21 protein-coding genes are annotated in these 21,645 nt (G+C 52.6%); 5 read left to right on the forward strand and 16 right to left on the reverse strand.

Going from position 1 to position 21,645, the window contains the following annotated elements:
* The first annotated feature begins 280 nt into the window (after positions 1-280).
* Both TERTU_RS20480 and TERTU_RS20485 read left to right on the forward strand, forming a co-directional pair.
* Positions 281-1,219, forward strand: coding sequence for a GGDEF domain-containing protein (locus TERTU_RS20480; RefSeq protein ID WP_012779323.1), 939 nt, complete (start codon positions 281-283; stop codon positions 1,217-1,219).
* Positions 1,206-2,213 carry a helix-turn-helix transcriptional regulator gene (locus TERTU_RS20485; RefSeq protein ID WP_015817713.1) on the forward strand — a complete coding sequence of 336 codons (1,008 nt, stop codon included), beginning with the start codon at positions 1,206-1,208 and terminating at the stop codon, positions 2,211-2,213. Before TERTU_RS20480 ends, TERTU_RS20485 begins: the two co-directional genes overlap by 14 nt.
* A 344-nt stretch (positions 2,214-2,557) precedes the next feature.
* On the opposite strand, the gene TERTU_RS20490 is transcribed toward TERTU_RS20485, so the two are convergent.
* The 7 genes from TERTU_RS20490 to TERTU_RS20520 form a co-directional block, all read right to left on the reverse strand.
* On the reverse strand, positions 2,558-3,151 hold the full coding sequence (locus tag TERTU_RS20490) for a hypothetical protein (RefSeq protein ID WP_015816859.1): 594 nt from the start codon (positions 3,149-3,151) through the stop codon (positions 2,558-2,560).
* On the reverse strand, positions 3,148-4,128 hold the full coding sequence (locus TERTU_RS20495) for an MbnB/TglH/ChrH family RiPP precursor modification enzyme (protein ID WP_015817306.1): 981 nt from the start codon (positions 4,126-4,128) through the stop codon (positions 3,148-3,150). Before TERTU_RS20495 ends, TERTU_RS20490 begins: the two co-directional genes overlap by 4 nt.
* Before the next feature lie 483 nt (positions 4,129-4,611).
* Entirely contained in the window at positions 4,612-6,654 is a 2,043-nt protein-coding gene (locus TERTU_RS20500) for a hypothetical protein (RefSeq protein WP_015819268.1), read from the reverse strand.
* Positions 6,624-7,277, reverse strand: a complete 654-nt coding sequence (locus TERTU_RS20505; RefSeq protein WP_049772829.1) for a PilW family protein — start codon at positions 7,275-7,277, stop codon at positions 6,624-6,626. Before TERTU_RS20505 ends, TERTU_RS20500 begins: the two co-directional genes overlap by 31 nt.
* Positions 7,274-7,636, reverse strand: coding sequence for a hypothetical protein (locus TERTU_RS20510; RefSeq protein WP_015819384.1), 363 nt, complete (start codon positions 7,634-7,636; stop codon positions 7,274-7,276). The genes TERTU_RS20505 and TERTU_RS20510 overlap by 4 nt, the downstream gene beginning before the upstream one ends.
* A gap of 10 nt (positions 7,637-7,646) precedes the next feature.
* The gene (locus tag TERTU_RS20515; RefSeq protein ID WP_015818955.1) at positions 7,647-8,117 is read right to left on the reverse strand and encodes a prepilin-type N-terminal cleavage/methylation domain-containing protein; all 471 of its coding nucleotides are present in this window, start codon (positions 8,115-8,117) and stop codon (positions 7,647-7,649) included.
* Positions 8,114-8,554: a type IV pilin protein gene (locus TERTU_RS20520; RefSeq protein ID WP_015817080.1), complete on the reverse strand. Its 441-nt coding sequence runs from the start codon at positions 8,552-8,554 to the stop codon at positions 8,114-8,116. The genes TERTU_RS20515 and TERTU_RS20520 overlap by 4 nt, the downstream gene beginning before the upstream one ends.
* 556 nt (positions 8,555-9,110) lie before the next feature.
* Here TERTU_RS20520 and TERTU_RS20525 point away from each other — a divergent pair.
* Positions 9,111-9,599 carry an SHOCT domain-containing protein gene (locus tag TERTU_RS20525; protein ID WP_041590371.1) on the forward strand — a complete coding sequence of 163 codons (489 nt, stop codon included), beginning with the start codon at positions 9,111-9,113 and terminating at the stop codon, positions 9,597-9,599.
* Between the two features lie 309 nt (positions 9,600-9,908).
* On the opposite strand, the gene TERTU_RS20530 is transcribed toward TERTU_RS20525, so the two are convergent.
* On the reverse strand, positions 9,909-10,820 hold the full coding sequence (locus tag TERTU_RS20530; RefSeq protein ID WP_015818964.1) for a LysR family transcriptional regulator: 912 nt from the start codon (positions 10,818-10,820) through the stop codon (positions 9,909-9,911).
* Between the two features lie 136 nt (positions 10,821-10,956).
* Between TERTU_RS20530 and TERTU_RS20535 the strand changes: the two genes are divergently transcribed.
* Both TERTU_RS20535 and TERTU_RS20540 read left to right on the forward strand, forming a co-directional pair.
* On the forward strand, positions 10,957-11,949 hold the full coding sequence (locus TERTU_RS20535; RefSeq protein ID WP_015820209.1) for a zinc-dependent alcohol dehydrogenase family protein: 993 nt from the start codon (positions 10,957-10,959) through the stop codon (positions 11,947-11,949).
* 70 nt (positions 11,950-12,019) lie between these two features.
* Positions 12,020-12,988, forward strand: a complete 969-nt coding sequence (locus tag TERTU_RS20540; protein ID WP_015820675.1) for an LLM class oxidoreductase — start codon at positions 12,020-12,022, stop codon at positions 12,986-12,988.
* A 281-nt stretch (positions 12,989-13,269) separates the two neighbouring features.
* On the opposite strand, the gene TERTU_RS20545 is transcribed toward TERTU_RS20540, so the two are convergent.
* The 8 genes from TERTU_RS20545 to TERTU_RS20580 form a co-directional block, all read right to left on the reverse strand.
* On the reverse strand, positions 13,270-14,445 hold the full coding sequence (locus TERTU_RS20545) for a BaiN/RdsA family NAD(P)/FAD-dependent oxidoreductase (RefSeq protein ID WP_015819026.1): 1,176 nt from the start codon (positions 14,443-14,445) through the stop codon (positions 13,270-13,272).
* 51 nt (positions 14,446-14,496) lie between these two features.
* Positions 14,497-15,933 carry a cell envelope integrity protein CreD gene (gene creD, locus TERTU_RS20550; RefSeq protein WP_015819423.1) on the reverse strand — a complete coding sequence of 479 codons (1,437 nt, stop codon included), beginning with the start codon at positions 15,931-15,933 and terminating at the stop codon, positions 14,497-14,499.
* 272 nt (positions 15,934-16,205) lie between these two features.
* On the reverse strand, positions 16,206-17,198 hold the full coding sequence (locus tag TERTU_RS20555) for an aldo/keto reductase (RefSeq protein WP_015818394.1): 993 nt from the start codon (positions 17,196-17,198) through the stop codon (positions 16,206-16,208).
* A gap of 53 nt (positions 17,199-17,251) precedes the next feature.
* Positions 17,252-18,160 carry a DUF808 domain-containing protein gene (locus tag TERTU_RS20560; protein WP_015818747.1) on the reverse strand — a complete coding sequence of 303 codons (909 nt, stop codon included), beginning with the start codon at positions 18,158-18,160 and terminating at the stop codon, positions 17,252-17,254.
* 33 nt (positions 18,161-18,193) lie between these two features.
* Positions 18,194-18,709, reverse strand: coding sequence for a mechanosensitive ion channel family protein (locus tag TERTU_RS20565; RefSeq protein WP_015817078.1), 516 nt, complete (start codon positions 18,707-18,709; stop codon positions 18,194-18,196).
* 113 nt (positions 18,710-18,822) lie between these two features.
* The gene (locus tag TERTU_RS20570; protein ID WP_015817551.1) at positions 18,823-19,353 is read right to left on the reverse strand and encodes a GNAT family N-acetyltransferase; all 531 of its coding nucleotides are present in this window, start codon (positions 19,351-19,353) and stop codon (positions 18,823-18,825) included.
* A gap of 213 nt (positions 19,354-19,566) precedes the next feature.
* Entirely contained in the window at positions 19,567-20,952 is a 1,386-nt protein-coding gene (locus TERTU_RS20575) for a DegQ family serine endoprotease (protein ID WP_015820715.1), read from the reverse strand.
* Between the two features lie 50 nt (positions 20,953-21,002).
* Complete coding sequence (locus TERTU_RS20580) at positions 21,003-21,569, reverse strand: Hsp20/alpha crystallin family protein (RefSeq protein WP_015819109.1); 567 nt, start codon at positions 21,567-21,569, stop codon at positions 21,003-21,005.
* Positions 21,570-21,645 lie beyond the last annotated feature (76 nt).

Consider the following 21,645-nt stretch of genomic DNA (forward strand, 5'->3'; position numbering starts at 1 on the left):
CAGATATGCGACCCACAGCCTTGCGCCATGGACTTTGCGAGCACCCTAGGTGGGCTGAATGACACATCTGTGACAGTCCTGTGAAGCTGCGCCCGAATTGCAACTCGAGACGCCCATCCTGGCCACCCGCTGAGCCGATATGACCTTCCAACCGCATCTGTGACCGGTAACAATTCTGTCGTGATCTCGCACGACAATAGCACTCGTCACACGACGCGAATTTCGTAAATGCCGCTGCTAGTAAGTTGGGCTAGCACTGACTTCATCGCAGGACAGTTTCATGAGCTTTTCAGACCTACTCAGTTTTTCCAGCGGCCGGCCGAGCCTTACTGCGCCCCGCAAGCGCAGCGGTATTTACGGCGTTATTGCGGTGGTATTTGTTACTACTGTTGTCGCCGCCGTCCAGCAAGGCTTCACCAAAACCGGGGCGGAGATCAATTGGGTGGATGTAGGCGGGGAGGGTGCGACTTGTATCGCCGGGCTTGCCTGGCTGTACTTTGTAATTGCCTGGCGCCCGGCCGGCCCGGTCACCCAATGGCTAAGCGCCGGGTTCGCGCTCTTAAGCTACGGGTTTTTCCTCGACCTGCTGGATGAATTCATCCGCTTCAGCCACACCGGTTGGGGCCAGAGTATGGAGTCCATAGTGACACCCGTGGCCATCATGGTGCTGACCATTGCCGCCCTGTTGCTGCACCAGGAACAGCGTATATTGCGCCGCCAGCAACAGCGCCGCGAGGCCAACTTCCGCAATCACCAAGCCATTGATCCAATCACCGACCTCTACAACGCAGACTATTGCCGCCAAACACTCGCTGCGGCAATTGAAGCAGATGAACCCCTTGCCCTGTGGCTGGTGGATATTGAAAACTTCGATCACATTAATCGGCAGTTCGACTTTGCGGTTGGCGATGCCGTATTAAACCGGGTGGCCGCCACCCTGGTGGCCAGCGTACCGCGCGATTCGCTGGTCTGCCGCTACGCGGGCGACCGCTTTATTGCTCTGACTCGCCAGCGGGAGCTGGCGTTATGCTTGAGCCAAACCCTGCGCGATCTGCTGAACAATGCCATGACCCTGGCTTTGTTTGATGCCGCAGGCCGCGAAGTGCCTTGCGGGGTGCGTGTTGCATCTGTCACCCCCGGAGACGGCGAGACCGCCGATGCAGTTTTGCTGCGCGCAAACCAGTTGCTACAGGCGCAAAAGTACAGTGGCGACCAGTAAGCCCATCCCCGCGTGGCTGCAACCGGTGGTGTTGCTGGACTTACTGGCTGCGCGGGGCATTAATGCATTACCAGCGCTCCAGGGTACGGCGCTGTTTCCCGGTGATCGGCCATTTACCGGACACCAGCTCAGCCCGCAACACTACGACCGCTTGCTGGCTAACGGCCACCGCCTGTGGCGCGGCGACGATTTCTGCTTCCAGCTGGCTCACCAACTAAGCGGCTACGGAATTGGCCCGCTGGCCGAGGCTCTCAGAGAAACCGCGTGCGCAGCGGCCCAACTGACACTGATCAGCCGCTTTGCCAACCTGGTTAGCCCCAGCACCGCGCTGCGTATTCATCAAGTGGAGCCAGATGACTGGTTCCTCCTGTTCGGCGGCACCTACACCCTAACCCCATCACCGCTAGCATTGCGCTGTGCAATAGCGCTCATCAGCCGTGAGCTGAAGCGCAGCGAAAAGGGAGTTCGCCTGGACGCCTATCTGCGCGAACCCAGCCCGGCGGATCGACATCAGTTTCAGGTACATGTTGCCGGGCGATGTCATTTTGGAATGCCGATCAACGCGCTGCGGTTGCGCAAATCTACGCCCCCGTGCAGGCGAGCGCCGACCTTGCGCGCGCAAGTGGCGCTGCAACAATGCGAATCACTCTGTCCTATCGATCGCAGCACACTCACAAGTGTGCAGGACCGACTTTGGTCAACGGCAACCACGCTGAGCTTATCTGAGTGTGCGCAACAAATGGGGATCAGTGCCGCCACATTAAAGCGACGACTGCAGAGCGAAAAAGTCAGCTTTCAGCAAATTAGTGACAACCTGCGCGCTGAGCGCGCAATGATTGATTTGTTGTTGAGCGGCGCATCGGTGGAAGAGGTAGGGGCACGCCTGAACTTTCACGATTCCAGTAATTTCCGCCGGGCATTTAAGCGCTGGACAGGTATGACCCCAAGTGACCTGCGGGCCGTTTACCGGGAGCTTTTTTCAGGCGCCAACTGAGACCGGATGTTCATGCAGCGAAGCAATAAGTCCAGCGGCATTTGTACCACGGGCATCGATTAGATCATGGTAAGAAAGGAAAAGTAAAATTCACCGTAAAAAAGCCGCCGCCGCATACATTTGTCGACACTTAACCGCTTTTTTTGCGAAACATTTTACATACTAAAACAACACATAGCCAAAAAGCGAAGGCAAATTCAGCGCACGCAAATGCGGCTCCATTGCCTGTAACGTTGATTTGGCAGGCTGTCGAAAACAGCCTGAAGGGTAAAGGCACGATTAACAAGCCAAACGTTGTTCCAGCATTTTAATGCTCGAGAAAAGCTTGAGCACTGAGAGCACCACTACAAAACAGACTCTCGATAAAGAGTGCGCCAATGGGCGTTGAAGGTGACTTTTACGCCAGCGACCGCAGGGTCTGGCAGGGGTGCCCGGTTAAGAATCGATGCGATACAACAATTGGGGCTGTAGTCCAGCGTTAGTGTCTGATTGGGCTCGGGCTCGCTCACGGAAGCGGAGTAATCCGACATGTTGGCGGCGCGCAATTTTTCTTCGTTCAGGGCAGATTCGAATCGCACCAAATCCTTAAGCACCGGCAGCACTTCTGCACGATCTTGGATAAACGACAAAAACGCGTGTGCTTCCTGCACATGGAAATCTGTGGTGCAGGGTAATTGTAAATAATCGTCAATTAACCAGGGCACTGCGAGGCGTTCAATTAACTGGCAACTGTACGGTAGTGCCTGTCGTAATTTCGCCCGCCGCCACCAGCGCTGCACTTCGCGCGTTACATCCAAACCGAGACTGCCTTGCATATCTTGTAAAGTGCGCAATTCCGTCTGACTTAAGTTGCGTTCACTGACATTGCCCGGTTGCTGTAAGCGGTCGCCACTGGGCACCATTTTTACTAGTGCTTCTTGCCATGCCTGTAAGCTCATACCACCTCCCGCTGTGTTCGTGTAACCCGGTGGCGCCAATGGCTGTTGGCGCGCTCGAGGTTGCGCAGCACATCCGTCTCAGAAAACTGCCCGAGCCCGACCTCGGGGCATTCGAACACCAAAGCTTTCAAATTCGTTGCGTCTGGCAGCAATGCCTCTAACAACTCCCATACAGGTTCCGGGGTGTGGTTGGAGCGGTTATTGATTTCCATTCCCTGCAGATTACAACCGCCAGCCAGATGCACTTCGACCACCCGGGTTTTATCCAACTTTGCCAGTTTTTCCCAGGGGTTGGTGTTGAAATTCACTGCATTGCAGTGGAAATTGTAGAGATCCAATAAAATGCCAAAGCCCTCGCCGACTCTCTCCGCCAGGGCGTTGAAAAAGTCCACTTCGTCCATCCCGAAGCCATCAATGCCCGGCAAATAGAACGCGGTGTTTTCCAGTAAAAACGGGCGCTGGTAACGGTTGATAAGCGCTTTGATGCGCGGCACCAGCAAGTTCAGCGACTCCTCGCAAAACGGCAGCGGCAGTATGCTGCCCGCATGGTAGTGTTCACCATCTGTGGTCGTTACGTTAAGAAACCCAAGATGTTCGCTGTGCCAGGCGATTTCTTCCCGGTCCGCTACCGAATCCATCGCGCGCAAATATGCTTTGTTCCACCCAGAGACAGAACCCAGTGAGAGGGTCTCGCCATGGACAACCTTAGGCAAGCCTGCAGTGGAGCGAAAAAACTGCTCGACCATCGGATCGCTAGGTTCCAGCCGCCAGCAGTCGTGGCGCTCTTGCCAGGTGCAGAGATCTGTCGGATTAAATTCAACAAAATCGATTAACGAGCTGCCCTTCGCTAACAACGACGAAAGGCTTTTTTGGAAGTTTATGCCCACACCCAGTTCCGGCAGGTACTGAATATCCAGCAAAGCCTGCGTCCGAGGGTGGAGGTGTGCGTCCGTGCGCAAAGCCGCGTAATTATTCATAACAAATCAACTCTCAGTAGAGGAGGGTTACGCTTGGGTTTATTCCCTTATCCATCGCGCCGCGTGGCAGGCACGATTACCAATGGTGATACAGACGCAAAACGTATATTGCAGTGACAAATCCGTTAATGCTGAATAACTCTATGCATTAAAGCGGCAAAATCTAGCGCCGGTTTTTAGCCGTTACAGTTGACGCTAGCCTACGCATCCCGTCGCACAGGTACAGCAAACTAAGTCTGGAAGAAAATGTGAGATATTTACAAGGAACGGTTTTTTCTAAGCACGAAGGGGGATATGCGCAAATTAACACGACAATTTAAGCGCCAAGGTGAAAGCGCCATTTTTAATGGCAGGGAATTTTAAGGCAGGGAACCTGAAGGCCGGCAAAAACATCAAATCTGGATGCCGCTACGCAACAGCGCTACGGCATCTTTGCAGTACAACTATTCGATCGAGTTATTCGCGCAATATGTACCGTGGCGTTTACAGGTAGCGGCTCCAATACACCCGGGACACATCGTTTTCTGAGGTATTACATGCACCACCGCCACCCCCCATATTGGGGATCTCAATCGGGTTGAACGATGGTGGCAAATTAGTAAGGTCCACCGTCGTACTGCCCCCCAGTCGATTGGCATTGCCACCATCGCCCTCGGCACCCAGCCCGTTGGCATTGATATAGCCATGCACTTCGGTGTCGCCACCGGTAAACAAATAGTTTCCGGCCATGACTGTGCCAAAGATTTCCGTGGATGCGCCAAGCGTGATGTTGCCGCCTTGATAGGTCGTCTGGTCGGCAGGGGAGTATCCGCCAGCCAGCATACCGATATTGCCGATCGCGTTAGAGATCAGCTCGCCCGCCGACACGTCACAAAAATTTGTGGGGTACAAGCCCGCGAAGTAATTCGTAGAGTTGTGGATAAACCGGTTGTCGCAAATTACATCGTAACCGGCAAAGTTAATAGAGTAAGTTTTGTGGCCACCAGAGGTGGAAATATCGCCAGTCGCAATAAAGGTGTTGTAGTACTCCCCGTTGCCCAGGTTTAAATCGCCTTCAAACCAGGCAACACCGGGTGCCATATTCTTGCCATCCACATCCCAGCGCTGCTGACCCTGGTTGTAAGAAAAGCAGCGGTTCTGATCGCTGTGGCCGTTACATATTTTATGGGTAGGCTGAGCGGGGGAGGTGCAAGTGCCGTTAGCGCTGACCTGATCGCACAAAAAACCTTTTACCCCTGAGCTGTTTGCACCTATGTGATAAGCGCCGTTAGGCACGCCGTGCACGTTCGAAACCGTCACCTGCATTTCGCCGTCGACAAATTCGAATACATAGTTTGCACTGCTTTTCAGCGCCCAGGCATCCACCATTACCGGCGTCATGCTAAACGCTTGAATCTCGTCCATAACCGGCACCACAACCGGTACACCGCCTTGTGCATCGCCACCACCGCAGCCATTCAGCGCACCTGCAGCGCGCAACTGCTGAAAGCCCGTCCAGCCATTCGGGCAATTGATATCCTGCTGAGCAGTCACATTGCCCACATTGATCCAGGAAGTAATATTGACATCGCCGCGCGCACCTATGTCACCGTGACTGCCGCCAGAAATAGTGACGTCGCCAGCCGCCTGAAAGCTTTCCACGTTCGCCCAGGCCGTGTTCGCGATATCGCCAAGAGAATACATCCGCCCTGAAGGCCCGCCACCCAAATTGATATTGCCATTGGCATAGGCCTCCGAGATCACCCGGCCATTCCCCTCAGTGCGAATAGTTCCCATAACATAGGCTTTGCCGACGCTCGCGCCGCCAGTGAGCCGCAAACTACCGTTACTGCGCACTTCTGGAATATAGACAGCGCTGCCCAGGGTGATGTCTTCGGTCGCGGCCAATTGATCGATACCGCTCACGGAAATACTGTTGAGCGAAACCGAGCCATCAACGAAGAATTCCGCTGATGTATGATCGTCCCGTTCAACCGTGATGCCGCCCCCTAAATCCAGATCCCGATAAAAATCGAGCATGGTTGAGATTTCAACCGGTCCACCGGCGCACAGGTAGGGCGCGATGCGGTAGCCCACTTGGATAACCGACGACGCCTTTGCCGTTGCATCCTGAGCGGTGATATTAACCGTGATATCGAAGGTGTCCGCCGCGCTCTGTCCCGCTGGCACGGCCACATTCACAACATCGGCGTTAAGCGATAAGGCGTCGCTGGTTAAACCGTTAATTGCAATCGGCAGTTCACCGCTAAGATCGGCCAGCGCCTCCGGTTGGGTGTCGGCAAGCTGGTAGAGGTATTTACGAAACACCTCCACACCGGCCCAGGCATCCGCCTGCGCATTGGTATTTGCGTGGGCTGCCACTTGTAGCTGTTGATTGCTGCGCACAGTGTACATAACCCCCATGGCCGCTACGGTCATCGCCAGGCTGATCATAAGGATCACCAGAATGGTCGCAATGCCTTGCTGGCGGCTCACGCCAATGTTGTTGGCGTTGGCTAGGTGCTTAAGTGGGTGTTGGTAAGACAATAGCTGTACTCCGTTGGCGTCACCGCGCCACCAGCCAGCTCTGCGCTGGAGGCGGCGCGCACACGCACCTGAAAATGGTCCGTTGCGACCCCCAAACCGTAGGGCGTACAACTGGCCTGGGCTACGGAAAACCGCAGCAACGCGGCCTGCTGGTTGCGAAACTCACCGAGGATTGTCTGCGCTTGCCAGGCCAGCCCCGTCAGGTCCACCAGGGCATCACAGTTATTGGGGGCAACCAGTTCGACCAGCCGCCGCCCGGTAATATTGGTGTCGGCTTCGATGTAGGAATCTTCGCGAAACCCTCGGCAGCGGTACACACCTCCATCAACATATCGCCAGTACAAACTGCTTACGGAACCGCTCTCGGCGACGACGACATCGCTGGCAGACGCCGTCGGTAAACCCAGCCCTGCGTTGTGTAATTCGTACTGCATTTGCAGCAATGCACTGGCGATCTGGCGATCCAGCAGGGCATCGCTTTTGGCCTGCACACTGACCTGCATTAAATTTTTATGGAGTGCAACACATGCCAGCAGTGCAAGCATCGAAATCAGCATGCCCACCATCTGACTAATGAGCGTTGCGCCTGCTTGTCGACTGCGACCTCTGTTGCCCGTGCTCATTGTTGAACAACACCCCCGACCCGGTAATCGACCCCGTTAAGTCGGGCCGACAACACCACCGGTCGACTCACGTCGGAGATCGCCAGGCCGCCGACGCTGGCGGTTGTTAAATCGCAACCCGCCACTTCCACCTCAGCGCCGAAGTTATCGGTCGCAAACCCGCCAGCGCTACACAGGCTTGTACTGTCCGCCCGGTTTTGCACCTTGCTGCGCAATTCGTTGACGACTTGCTGATGTACTTTGTTGTCTCGCTGGGCGACTGACATTTTGGCCGCAACATGAGAAATACCCACGCCTGCCACTGCAAATAACAGAACGCCAATCAGGGACTCCGCAAGCACATCGCCCTTTTGGCGCATCAGCCGCCTGCTACAAAAGCTCCACATTTTTTGTTTCCCCTCCCGAACGCAGTAAGAGTGACCCGCTGCCACCGCAGCTGACACAACCAGCACCCACCTGCGTGATGCGGCCATGATTCGACATACACAAACAGCCCACCGCGACACCATTAGCTTCTACCGTTACCAAAGGGCTCAAGTCTGCCGACCACACCGGCGTGCTGTCGCAACTGGCCGGCCCAGATGGCTGCGCCGCATGAACCGTCATGGTGTCATTGCCAAAGCACAGCGCTGTTGCTGCCTGTCCGCCAGACACCGCAAAGGCGTTGCGCAACGCCTGCGATTTCGCCAGGCTAAAACTATGGTAAAGATCGTTTTCGGCAGCATTTAACCGGTTGATCGTGGACCAGTTGGTACTGAAAGACAGGCCGGCCATGGTGAGCACACTGAAGATTGCAATCACCACCATCAACTCGATTAAACTGAGCCCTCGCTGGTTCACAGCCAGCCGCCGTTGCCCTGCGGACAACCCTCCGCAGTGCGCAGGTTTTCATTGGTAATCTTGAGGATGCAACCGTCGAAGCTGTTGTGGCCGGTGGCGACAAGTTCATAAGTCGCTGCAGTGGATTCTGCGTGATAGGTAAAATCGTCCGAAGATGCGTTCCAGCCGGTATAGCGGGTCGCAAGATCGTCATCGGCATCGAGTACGGGGTAACTGAGTAGACGCTGGTAGTCGTTCTCCACATTCACGGTGAGCGCGACCAAATCCGCCTGCGCTGAGCGCATTTTGCTGCGTAAAATAAAATTGTTGTAGGAGGGAATAGCAATTGCCGCAAGAATTGCGGTAATCGCAACCGCGATCATAAGCTCAATTAACGTAAAGCCTGCGGCAGAGGAATTTTTTCTCTCGTACACGCGCGTATAAAAATGCGAATCCATTGTTACCTCAATCCAAAAAACCGAATCGGGCATTCAGGAAATTACTGCCTCAGATTCGATTACAGCTGCGCACAACAGGCACTCGAAAGCCTCCTGGTTCGCGCAGGTTCAAAAGTATAAAGAAGAATATTTTTGTAATATCACTCGAGAGTGATTGAAAATCTTTCGGAACAGCTTCGACAATTCACTAGCGAAAAGCGAAATAAGAAATAGCGACCAATTTAAATATACACTTGCAATAGAATTAAAAAATAAGTGCAAGATGAATGGCTGAAACAGGTTTATAAATGGCGCGAAATGCCTCCAGCACACCGCCCTGAGGGCTTGATCGCCGCCGTGGTGTTCACCGGGATCTGCACAACAAATAGGTAAAATTTGCCCGCGCCACGGTTCCCCCTTGACGGTGGGCGTTGCCGGAGCACAGTCCAATCAGGGAGCATGCTGAGCCCATTCTGGATCACTTGCCAGCAACCTGCTAAGCTTCGAGCCCCGCCAGATACCGGGTTTTGTCGATATGGGGTGGATGGCGTCGGCGAATTACACACATCGAGGTTCCATGAAATACCAATCCATTTGCGGGGCTATGATTGCCCTGGGTCTCAGCCTGCCGAGTTCGGCAGAGGTGCTGATCGTCGATCAACTCGATACCCAACACTGTCGGCTTGTTGCCGAAAACACCTGTGAAAGCAAAAAATCCAAAGAGAGTAAGTCGCTAGCCAAATGTACCCAATGGCATAAAAACGCGGCGGCGGAACAACAGGCAAATACGGTTGTTATCGATAAGGCGACTGAAACCGAACGTCGCCGACCCAACTTCGATGGCAGTTGGAAAGCCATTACCGAGCGCAGCTATACGGCCCGGTACTTCGATTGTCCCAACGAGATAGTTCAAGCCGCTTCGATGCCTGCCATCGACAAACCTGCACCCGCAGCAAACAGAAGCATTGCTGAAAGGTTACGCCTGCTAAAAGAGCTGCGGGAAAAATCGCTGATAACCGAAGCAGAGTACGCGGCTAAAAAAGCAGAAATACTGGAATCGCTCTAGGGCTGAAAATACCCAGGTACATTTAGAAAAGCCTGCCTGGGTTAGCCATTAAGCATTAAGAAAAAACTTGCTCGACTGTGGGCACAACAACAGCGACGGTAATTTTGTGCTTAAATAAAAGCTCAGCGCCCGCAGCAGAGCTTTTGTGTGTCGCCAGATGCTCATCAAAGCTGCTGTTCACATCGCGCTAAATTTAGTGTTTTTGCCCTACGTGAAGTCCGCGACACTGGCCCACATCTAAACGCTCCTGCCCATTCCATACAGTACTGAAAAATAGACAAGCTGATTTTTGCAACGCTCGAAGCCGCGTCAACGAATCCACGGACCCTTTTGCGCGTCGGTAATGTCTATTACCCAGTTAATAAAGGTGCGAACCTGTGGCGCCAGATATTGTCGATTCGGGTACATGATAGAAAGGGGAAGTTCGATGCCGCTAAATTCCTCCAACACCTGTACCAGCGCTCCTTGATGTAATTCCTCCGCCACCAGAATTCCCGGGACTTGAATCAGCCCCATATGGTTAAGCGCGCAGGCTACCACTGCTTCAGCATCGTTTGCCATTAACGAACTGGGCAACAGTATTTCTTCAATTTTTTGGTTGCGTTTAAAGAACCAGGCTAACGGGGTATGTTTTTGCCCGGCAAAATAATTAATTGTTAGATGCTCGTTAAGCGCTTCGATTGATCTCGGTGGCCCCTTGCGTGCGAGATATTCAGGCGAGGCGCACACTACCATTTTAATCGTCGCAATCTGCCGCCCAATCATGCTACTCGCAGTCAGTTGCCCAAGCCGTAATACACAGTCTACCGATTTGGCAATGAGATCGATGGGCTGATCATTAACTCCCAGAATCACGCTGATATCCGGGTACAAACTGCGGAACCCGGGAAGCGCCGGAATAACCATGGATTTTGCCAGCGCAACCGGGATATCAATTCTCAAGCGGCCGCTTGGTCTCTCTTTGCTGCCACCAAACAGGTTTTGGGTCACATCCACGTCGCGCAACAATTGTGTCGCCTTCGTGTAAAGCGCTTCCCCTTCACCAGTCAAATTAGTGCGTCTTGTGGTTCGCTGAAGTAGCCGAACACCCACATTTTTCTCCAATTCACTGATGGCCTTGGTCACACCAGGCCGAGCCATATGGAGCGATTCAGCGGCACGCGTAAAGCTACCCATTTCAGCAACCGTGACAAAAATTTGGAGTTGTCTGATAAAGTCCATAGGTTATTGTTACTCTTAAAGATAACAATAATGTATCACTTTGTTATCTTAATAAACAGTTTTGCCCACATTAGTATGCCTCTCTAGCGAAAAAGTGCGCCAAGTCTATGGCGCCCCAAATTGAGAGGATACCCCCATGGCCCGTCACGTACGCTTTCATGAAACCGGTGGACCCGACGTTCTGAAAATTGAACACGTCCAAACACCTGAGCCCGGCGCGGGCGAGGTGCGAATCCGCGCCCGGGCACTCGGGTTAAACCGCGCAGAAAGTATGTACCGTTCCGGCCGCTATGTTATTGAACCGCAATTTCCGGCGACTATGGGCTATGAGGCAGCAGGCGTAGTTGACGCAGTAGGTGCGCAGGTGCAAGGCCTGAAGGTTGGTGATTCAGTGAGCGTCGTACCTGCGTTTATGTTTGATCAATATGGTTTATACGGCGACCTTGTGCTCGCACCCGCCCGCGCGGTGGTCAAGAACCCGGAGGGTTTAAGCTGGGAGAGCGCCGCTGCAACCTGGATGGCTTATACAACCGCCTGGGGCGCGCTTGTCGACATCGCCGACCTTGGGGAAGGGGATGTTGTGGTGCTGGGCGCAGCCTCGAGCAGCGTTGGTTTAGCAGCCATAGACATTGCCCGTAGCCTGGGCGCGACGCCCATCGCACTGACCCGCACCGAAGAAAAAGCGCATGAATTAATTCAGGCCGGCGCCCAGCATGTTCTGCAAATAGGTGTTCATGATCTCGAGAAAGAAATCCTCGCGCTTACTGACGGCAAGGGTGCACGCGTCGTTTTTGACCCGGTTACCGGCGCTGATTTTGAAAGCCTTGTAAAAGCAACCAGCAAAGACGGAATCGTTTTTATCTATGGTGCGCTGAGCCACGATGCAACGCCTATCCCTGTTATGCACGTCCTCGCTAAGCATATAACCATTCGGGGATACGAATTTATTGAAGTCACCGCCAACGATCAGAAGTTATCACAAGCCATAAAATTCATTACCGACGGCATAGCGGCGGGCCATTTCAAAGCAAAAATCGCCAGAGTTTTTCCGTTTGAGCAAATCGTGGATGCAACCAGATTCCTGGAGTCCAACGCTCAGTTTGGAAAAGTTGTAGTCACCATCGACTAGGGCCTGTTGGCAACAGGTCATTGTTTCTCACCGCCAGCCAGCGCCAACTTCGCATTTAACAGACAGACATATGCACGATTACCGATACCACGCAGGATTTAACCGCCTGTTTTCTCACAAGCAATTAACACTCGGCTTCATACTTCCCCTGAATGCCTATCCGCATTCCGCAGTGCCGACGCTGAATGATCAAGCCGGACTCCTCAAACTTACTGATGAGGCAGGTTTTGCGGGGCTGTGGGCTAGGGATGTACCTTTGCTGGATCCCAAATTTGGCGATGGCGGGCAGCTCTACGACCCTTTTGCGTATCTTTCTTATGCGGCTGCACTCACCAGAAAAATAACGCTCGCCACAGGCAGCGCGGTTCTCACACTGCGCCACCCTCTGCATTTGGCGAAGCAGGCAAACTCGGTTGATCAGTTATCGAATGGCCGGTTTGTGTTGGGAATATCGTCCGGCGACCGCGAAATAGAATATCCAGCGTTTGGCGTGTCCAGCGACTACGTAGATCGCGGAGAACGTTTTACAGAGGCGTTTCACTATTTCCGCAAGGCTGCACAATCCGATTTTCCACAACACAGTTCCCCGCGCTTTGGAGAGCTGGACGGAACAACAAATATGCTGCCCAAGGCTTACCGCGAGCCGGTACCGGTTATCGTTACCGGTAGCAGTCGGCAGAATATTACGTGGATAAGCGAACACTCCGATGCCTGGCTCTATTATTTCATCGAAGCACGCTATCTCGCGCCTCTTCTAAAAACCTGGCAGGAGGCGTCACAAATACATTCCAAGGACGGAAGACCAAAGCCTTTTGCGCAGGGTTTGTTCTTGGATTTAGCCGAAGACCCCGACTTTCCCGTCACCCATATTCACTCTGGTATGCGTGTTGGCCGCAACACGCTGATCGACTATTTAGACCGAATTCAGGGAATGGGTGTCAATCATATGGCGTTTAACCTAAAGCTTTCGAAACGCCCGGCGCTTGAAGTGATCAGCGAATTGGCAACCTATGTTCTACCACATTTTCCGAGTAACTAGGGCCTGTTAACCTGATTCAATGCGCTCTGCTGGGGCATGCATTTCCATGCTGAAAGCGGAGCGCCGCCCGGGCATTTAAAGTCGTCGTTTAGCTAGCTGAATTCGTGAGAAATGACGCCGGGGTGCCGCAGCACTTGATAGCGAAATTTTAGCCGCAACAGAATGCATTGAATTTGTATTAAACGGCCCTAGCCCGCATTCAAATTAGTTAAAAATTAATCATGGATTTTATTTATTGCGTTTGATACGCATCAGTTTTTTATCCAGCTATACCACACCACCTACACCACACCACCGGCACACCACCCGGACGCCCAGGCCCATTGAAAGTTATACCCGCCAAGCCAACCCGTTACGTCGAGCACTTCGCCAATAAAATACAAGCCTTTAACATTTTTCGCTTCAAAGGTTTTAGAGGAAATCTGATCCGTGTCGATGCCGCCGCGGGTCACCTCGGCCGTGCGATAGCCTTCCGTGCCAGACGGGGTGAGTTGCCAGCAGTGCAGTTGTTGGTGCAGTGCGTCTATTTCTTTGGGCGTGTACTGGTTAACCGGCTTGTTGCTGCCTGCAATGTCTAACCAGCTTTCGACAAAGCGTTTCGGCAACATCTGACTCAGGCAATTTTTGAGCGTTTGTTTATTGCCTGCCGCGTGCCATTCGGCCATCTGATTTTTTAATGATGCGCCGGGCAGCAGGTCAATGCTAATTGGCTCACCCAATTCCCAATAATTACTGGCCTGCAGGACTGCCGGGCCGCTCAAACCGCGATGGGTGAAAAGCAATTGATTGGTGAACGCAATTTTCGCCGTGGTAACGCTTGCGGTAAGGCTTACCCCTGCCAACCCTTTGGCAAACTCAAGCCACTTGCCAGAAAGTGTAAACGGCACCAGCGAAGGTACCCGGGAAGTGAGCGTTAAGCCAAACTGCTGCGCTAATTCGTAGCCAAACCCTGTGGCTCCCATCGTCGGAATCGAAAGCCCCCCGGTTGCCACCACCAGAGATTCACAAAAGAGCTTGTGGTCGTTGGCGAGCAGTGTAAAACCTGCGTCGGTTTTGCTCACCTCACAGACAGTGGTGTTAAGACGCAGTTCTACGCCGCTAGTGTCGCATTGCGCGAGGAGCATCGACAGGATGTCACTGGCTTTGTTATCGCAGAATAACTGGCCCAATTCTTTTTCATGGTAGGGAATGCCATGCTGGCCGACCAGGCCAATAAAATCCCACTGGGTGTAGCGGCTCAGCGCGGATTTGCAAAAGTGGGGGTTCTGCGAGCGGTAGTTGCTGGCTGCAATCTCCATGTTGGTAAAGTTGCAGCGCCCACCGCCAGACATCAGAATTTTTTTGCCGGCCTTGTTGGCGTGGTCAACCACTAAAACCCGTCGACCGCGCGCACCAGCGGTAGCGGCACACATAAGGCCCGCCGCCCCGGCTCCAATGACAATAACATCCCAGGTCATAGCAACCCCTCGCAGAAAAGGCGGCTATGATCCGCCGCGGAACCCGCTGAGTCAACGAGCAGTCGGCAATAAGGCTGACGTCTTTTGCGCCGTTGCTTCGTGCCACCGAATATTCCGCGTTGTTATCATCAATAGCGCCAGCAACGCGAACATCATCAAGCTACCCATCAGCAGAGCAAAATCTTCCATTTGCAAAATGACATAGAGCTTGGCGTACAACACGGCCAGACAACCGCAAAAAATCGCCGCGCGCCGACGCCGCCCCAACATTGCACTGAGATACTCGAGCAAGAGTAAACAGCAGCTGCCTGCCGCAATAGTGTAAGCCGCGTAAAAGGGGATGTGTTCCGCGAGTGCGAGCAGGAGTAAATAAAAAATCGCCAAGGTAACGCCCACCAGCGCATATTGAATTGGGTGGATATTAATTCCGCCCACCGATTCAAAAATAAAAAACGCGGCAAAGCAGATCGCGATAAACAGGATGCCATATTTCAATGCACGCTCCGTTTGCAAGTACGCGTCCACAGGTTGAAATAGTTCAACGCCAAACCCGGTATCTGCCAGTGCTTTACAGCCACTGTCACTACAGCTTTGCAAGCGCTCCTCGCTATTGGCATTAAAGCCATTAACTCGCCAGGCTGCGCTAAATCCTTGCGGCGTAATATTTTTTTCTTGCGGTAAAAAAGCACCGTGGAATTTAGGGTGGGGCCAGCGAGAATGCAAGCGAACATTTAAACTACTTGCGGTGGGAATTAAACGTAAATTGCTCATCCCGCGCATGGCGAAATTCACTACAAACTGATCTTTTTCAGCGCTGGAATTTTGTCCAATGGCGTTAACGGGTTTAGGTCCTGCAAAAGCTGTTGCGATGGCTGTCAATTCATCCTGGTTTTGCGCTTGTGGTAGCTGGAAGCTGAAGCCGCCCTCATAATCAGCGATACCGGTCCCTGGCGTGGCCTTTACGCTTTGCTCACCAACTTGCACGCCAATGCTGTTATCTATTCCGCGCTGATCGCTCACTCCCACCGCGATATAAGCCGGCAGAACCGATGTCACATTTTTTTTCGCCAGCAAATCTTTGATCGACTGCCCCCAGTGCGCACGATCAACGCGCCCGCTTATCACCACATCTGCGGTGTACACAGGCACGCGATAGATGCCGCGTGCGCGCATTTCCACCGTAGCGTCGACCAACAGTTGCGATTCAAGCAGTGGAATCAGCTTATAACGTGTTTTAGGCGGGCTGTCGCCGCTGCTCGGCTGGGTTGTGTAGGGCTGGACTAATACCGGCGTCAGTAGCGTCTGGTTGCCCGTCCAGCTGCTGGCAATGTCGCGCTTAACCTGCTGCAGGTAATTACCGCGTTCATTAATTTGCCCCCGGATCATTGATAAGGGTATTAATAAACACAAAGAAAGTATAAGAATAACACCGGCCTTTATCGCCAGCCTTGTTTGCCCAAGATGTTTGGTTTCCCGTTGCGTTTGCACAAGCCTTTCCTTCAAATTAGATAAAAGCGAAGGTTAAAAATCAAAGACGGCTTTTCGGGGTACAAAAAATGATGAATAGTGGCGAAACGCGGTTCGAAAAGAGGCGCTGGGTGAAACTCAAATAAAAAAAGAGCCCTAAACCACAAAGACTTAGGGCTATCGCTATCGCTCTTGGGGAAGCATAATCTATCAAGTAAACTTGGGAGGAAACCGGCAAGCATCGCTTGCTTATTAACTCAGACTAAGCACCCCCAGGGAAGTTCAAAATCTTTTTAATTTTTTGTCCAGTCCGTCGGTTCAGCGGGCTTGTTCTGCATGATGTCCTCGATTTTCGCAACCACATCGTCACCTAACTCGACGTCGAGCGCTTTAATATTATCTTCCAGCTGACTGGTTTTAGACGCACCCAAAATAACAGTGGATACATTAGGGTTTGTTAAACACCAGGCCAGAGCCAGATGATGCATAGACACACCGATCTCTTTCGCCAGCCCGCCCAATGCTTTCGCTTTTGCCAGCTTCGCCTTGCCTTCGTCGGATTCGTATAGCGCGCGCAGCCACTCATACCCAGGCAGGCTCAAGCGACCATCCGAACCTAAACCTTCGTTGTATTTGCCGGTAAGGACCCCGCTGGCCAGGGGTGACCACACCGTGGTTCCCAGCCCCACAGTGGTGTACAGGTCGCGATACTCCGCCTCGACCTTGTCGCGCTCAAACAGGTTGTATTGCGGTTGTTCCATAACCGGTGGCGTCAGGTTGTAGAGCGCCGCGACCCGGTGCGCCTCCACAATTTGTGCCGCACTCCATTCGGAAGTACCCCAATAGAGCACTTTGCCCTGCAGAATCAGGTTATGCATAGCGCGGACGGTTTCTTCAATAGGGGTATGCAGGTCTGGACGATGGCAGAAATACAGGTCCAGATAATCAACTTTCAGGCGTTTAAGTGCAGCGTGACAGGCATCGGTTACATGCTTTGCGCTCAAGCCTAACTGGGTCGGCTTTTTACCGCCCCAAAATACTTTGCTGGACACGCAGAACTCGTCGCGCGGCAAACCCAGCGCTTGCAAAGCCTCCCCCATGACTTTTTCCGATGAGCCCTGCTCATAGCCTTCGGCATTGTCAAAAAAATTCACACCCAGTTCGAACGCAGTTTTCATCATGGCGGTTGCGGCATCCAGATGTACCTGCTTGCCGAACGTGACCCAGGAACCGAGAGAAAGGGCACTCAATTGCAGGCCAGTTTTACCAAGTCGTCGATATTGCATAGTTTGTCTCCAAAAAATAGTCGTGCTTCGATATCAATTGAGCACTTGCCACCTTAGGCGCCACGCAGGCGCTGGATGCCAGTCATGATTAACAGAGCCAGGCTGCCGGTAACCAGGCCAACAATTAAATTGAGTAAGATGTTCATTAATCCAGGCCACGGTAGATGCAAATGCTCCACCAGGTGGTGCAGGATGCCGATCCCGTGTACCAATATGCCGCCACCCACCAAAAACATGGCTGCGGTACCCAGCACCGAGAGCCCTTTCATCAACCAGGGGCAAAACGCCAGCAGGGCTGCGCCAAATCGCCGTTTCAATTTTGCCCACCGGCTAGTGCCCCGACGTTGCATCAGCGCCAGACCCATGTCATCCAACTTAACGATAAAAGCCACCACGCCATAAACACCCACCGTCATTACCGCTGCTATAAGGCTGACGACAATCACCTGATTAAGAAAACTGGCTGCAGCCACAGTTCCCAAGGCGATTACAATAATTTCCGCAGACAAAACAAAGTCGGTGCGAATGGCCCCTTTGATTTTTTGTTCTTCAAACGCTTTTAGATCGCCCTGCGGGTTGCGTAACGTTTGTTTCAGTTCTTCATTGTGTGCCGCATTCGCATCTCTGTGTGCGATAGCATGCCAAACTTTTTCGACGCCCTCGTAACAGAGGTATAACCCGCCCAGCATTAGCAAGTAAGTCACCAGCCATGGCGCCAAGGCGCTAATCAATAGTGCAGCGGGAACCAGAATAATTTTGTTGAGCACCGAACCTTTAAAAACTACCCACACCACGGGCAGCTCCCGTTCGGCACGAACACCGCTGACCTGCTCAGCATTGAGCGCCAGGTCGTCGCCCAGCACACCTGCGGTTTTTTTTGCCGCAACCTTAGTCATTACCGACACGTCGTCCAGGACGGTCACAATATCGTCGAGCAGCGCGAGAAGGCTTCCTGCAGCCATGGATTATTTCCTGTAGTAAAAGCGGGTTGAGGCTTAGTTTTCGTCTAAAGGCGCGGCAGGCGCAGGTACCGCAGTATCCGACTTTTTAATTACCGCTTTTTGTAAAATTAACGTGTTGGGATAGGTGATCAGGTCGTCGCCACGGCGAATAATTACATGGAACAGGCCAATCCCCTCAACAGTACCGCTGATATCATCGTCTTTATCAACAACCTTGATGTGTTCACCCACCCGGTAAGGAAAACTGAAAAATATAATTAAACTCGCGGTAATGTTAGAAAGAATGGACCACTGCGCAAACAGCGCTACCCCCAACACCGCGAAAATGGATGAAAGGAAAATAGTCACTTGCGAATACTGAAGCCCCAGAAAGCTCACAATAATCATTACGAATACGATCAAAATCGCAAAATTAAGGGTTTTGGTAATGTAGCTTACCCTGTAAGCATCCACTGATTTTTTTTGGCCGAGGCGGATCATCCAGTCTCTGACCAGGCGAGTGGTGAACACCATAGCGATGGTTAAAGCGATAATAATTAACAATTTCATAATTGTAGTCCTTTGGCGTCAGCAGTTAACGCACTGTTTAAATACGCCGGCAAAGCAAATGCGGCGCTCGGTTAGCATCTAACCAAACCTTCTGGAATCGCTCGCTCTACCGGTCACAGGTTATCGTTTAAGGAAGCGTGCTCCGGGGGCTGGATAAATTTCACCATCGATTGAAAAAGGATGCCATTGTTCGATGTGGGTTCACCGCACACCTCAAACCCCAGCCGGCGATAAATGTTAACGGCAAACAGTGACGAATTCACGGTAAGTTCACAGCCCGTCGGGTGCGCGCTGATGAGGTGCCGCTCCAGTGCCGCGAGCATCATCCGCCCCAGGCCATGGCCCATGCTCCCTGGATCACAAAAAAACAGGCTTAAATGACACTTCTCGCGCATTGAAATGATGCCGACTGGCTCCTCATTGCGCAGCGCACAGAAGGTAGTATATGCGGCATAGTCGTCACCGAGCACGCGGGCAACAATGCTGAAAAAATGGTTCTGTCCCTCTGGGCTGATATCCGCGGCAACAAACCGCTCGAAACTCGCCCGCACCAGTGCGCTGCACGCCACAGCATATCTTGGCTGGTAGTGCACTAGCTGAATTGGCGGGTGGCTGTGGTGCCCGCACTCTGCATCTGGCCGCATGGCGCGATTCTCCAACAACAATAGACGACCTATCTTGCCAAGCCTGGCGTGAGCGACAGGTTGCGGACGAATCGCCAAAGGCTAGCTCGCAGCGAAACAAGTCCAGCAGTGAAACAAGCCTAGCAGCGATAAATAGATTGGGAATTGACGGGTACGCGGGGAAGGGATTAGCAAGTAGAGATAGGAGCGCCGCTAGCGACGCCCCCGGATAAACTAGCGGATAACGAGATAGAACGAGCCACCGCGGCGATTCACATGCAGCAGGATCGAATCTTTGTTGGAATCCAGTGCCTGTTTAAATTCCGCCAGGCTCTTCACGCGAATGCGATTCACACTGGTGATGAGATCGCCGGGGCGCAAGCCACTTGCAGCAGCAACCGAACTTGGTGCAAGCGACACCACTTCGATCGCGGAAGGGTCCTGGCTCTCTTCAAACTTCGCACCTTCCAGCAAAGGATGCATCTCTGTATTGGATGCCAATACATCATCTGGCGACCCCACCTTGGTGGTGATGGTTTTGGTTTTGCCGTTGCGCAATACAGTCAATTTCACTTTGTCGCCCACGGGCACCATGCCAAGCTGGCTGCGCAACTGACCCGCAGACAATGTTTTTTCCTTGTCGACACCAATAATGATGTCGCCAGATTTCAAACCGGCGTCTTCCGCTGGAGAGTCTTCGAGCACGTTGGTTATCAGCACACCGTGCACGCCTTTATCCAGATTAAATGCCTGACGTAAATCTGGCGTAATGTCCTGAATACCGACACCAATTTGCCCGCGACGCACCTCGCCGTGATCAAGAATTTGCGTCATGCTGGCTTCGGCCATGTTTATGGGGATAGCAAAACCAATACCTACGTTACCACCGGCGGGTGCAATAATCGCCGTGTTAATGCCGATGAGTTCGCCGCGTAAATTTACCAGTGCACCACCGGAATTACCGGGGTTAATCGATGCATCGGTTTGAATAAAATTCTCGAAGCCTTCAATGCCCAAGCCACTGCGACCCAGCGCGCTCACCACACCGGTGGTGACTGTTTGGCCAAGGCCGAACGGGTTGCCGATAGCGACCACAAAATCGCCCACTTCCATCTCGCTGGAATTGGCCAGCGGAATATCAGTTAAATCGTCGGCATCGATTTTTAAAACAGCGATATCGAGGCCTGGATCTTTACCTAAGACTTCAGCTTTAAACGCGCGGCCGTCAATAAGGCTGACCATCACTTCTTCCGCGTCTTTCACCACGTGAAAATTGGTCATTACGATTCCGTCTTTGGCATTAACTATCACCCCAGAACCCGCGCTCTGTTGCTGCTTGCGCGAACGAGGCTGTTGCTGCTGGTAATCGTCGGGCACATTAAAAAAACGGCGAAAGAACGGATCGTTAAGCAGCGGGTTTTCTTTGTATTGCAAGGTAGAATAAGTGGCAATATTGACCACGGCAGAATTGACTTTTTTCAGCATGGGAGCCAGCGACGGCAACTGTTCACCCTGAGAATCTGTCATGGGTAGAGCGGCGAAGCCCGGCGTGGATGCAGCTCCCATAAGTAAGGCACAAGCGACGATTAACCACTGCCTTAGCTGAGGTCTGTTTAACATGTTAATCTCCTGGAACAAAAATGGCGCCCCAGAGGGCGCCATACTCACAGTTAATGGATGGCGATTTTTTTCACATCCTTGGGTGCCACCGCAGTGCGAGCAATGGACAGTTTAAGTACGCCATTTTTCAGCTCTGCAGTAATATCATCGCGATTGGCATCGGCAGGCAGGTTCAACGTGCGTTGAAATTTGCCGTAGCGGCGCTCCACGCGATAAAAATGTTTGTCGTCGCTTTCAGATGTTTCCTGTTTTTCGCCACGAATCAGCAACAGATCGCCTTGCAATTCCACGCTTAGATCCTGTTCGCCTAACCCAGGCACTTCCAGTTCAATATCGTAATGGCGATCACCACCGGCGATGGTAATCTGCGGGTTAAATCCGCTACCGGAAATGCCCTGCAGTAAATTAGCCGGTGCGCTGCCAAAACCAAAACCGGAAAATACATCGTCAAACAGACGGTCGATTTCCCGATGTAGACGCAGGATTGGAGGAAAAGTTTCATCTTCGGCGAGTGGACTCTTGTGGGCCGAACTTTTCTGCACCGGCACCTGTGCCTTTGCTACGTTATTTTGTTCGTGTTTAAACCAGTTCCAGGGATTTAATTGCTGAATATTCATCGCTTTACCTCCAGACCAAAAAAGAGGGCTAACGGAGAAAAAGACGGCCGCGCCGAAAGGGCGCGACCATCGACCG

The sequence above is a fragment of the Teredinibacter turnerae T7901 genome (assembly GCF_000023025.1).
Taxonomy (GTDB): Bacteria; Pseudomonadota; Gammaproteobacteria; order Pseudomonadales; family Cellvibrionaceae; genus Teredinibacter; species Teredinibacter turnerae_B.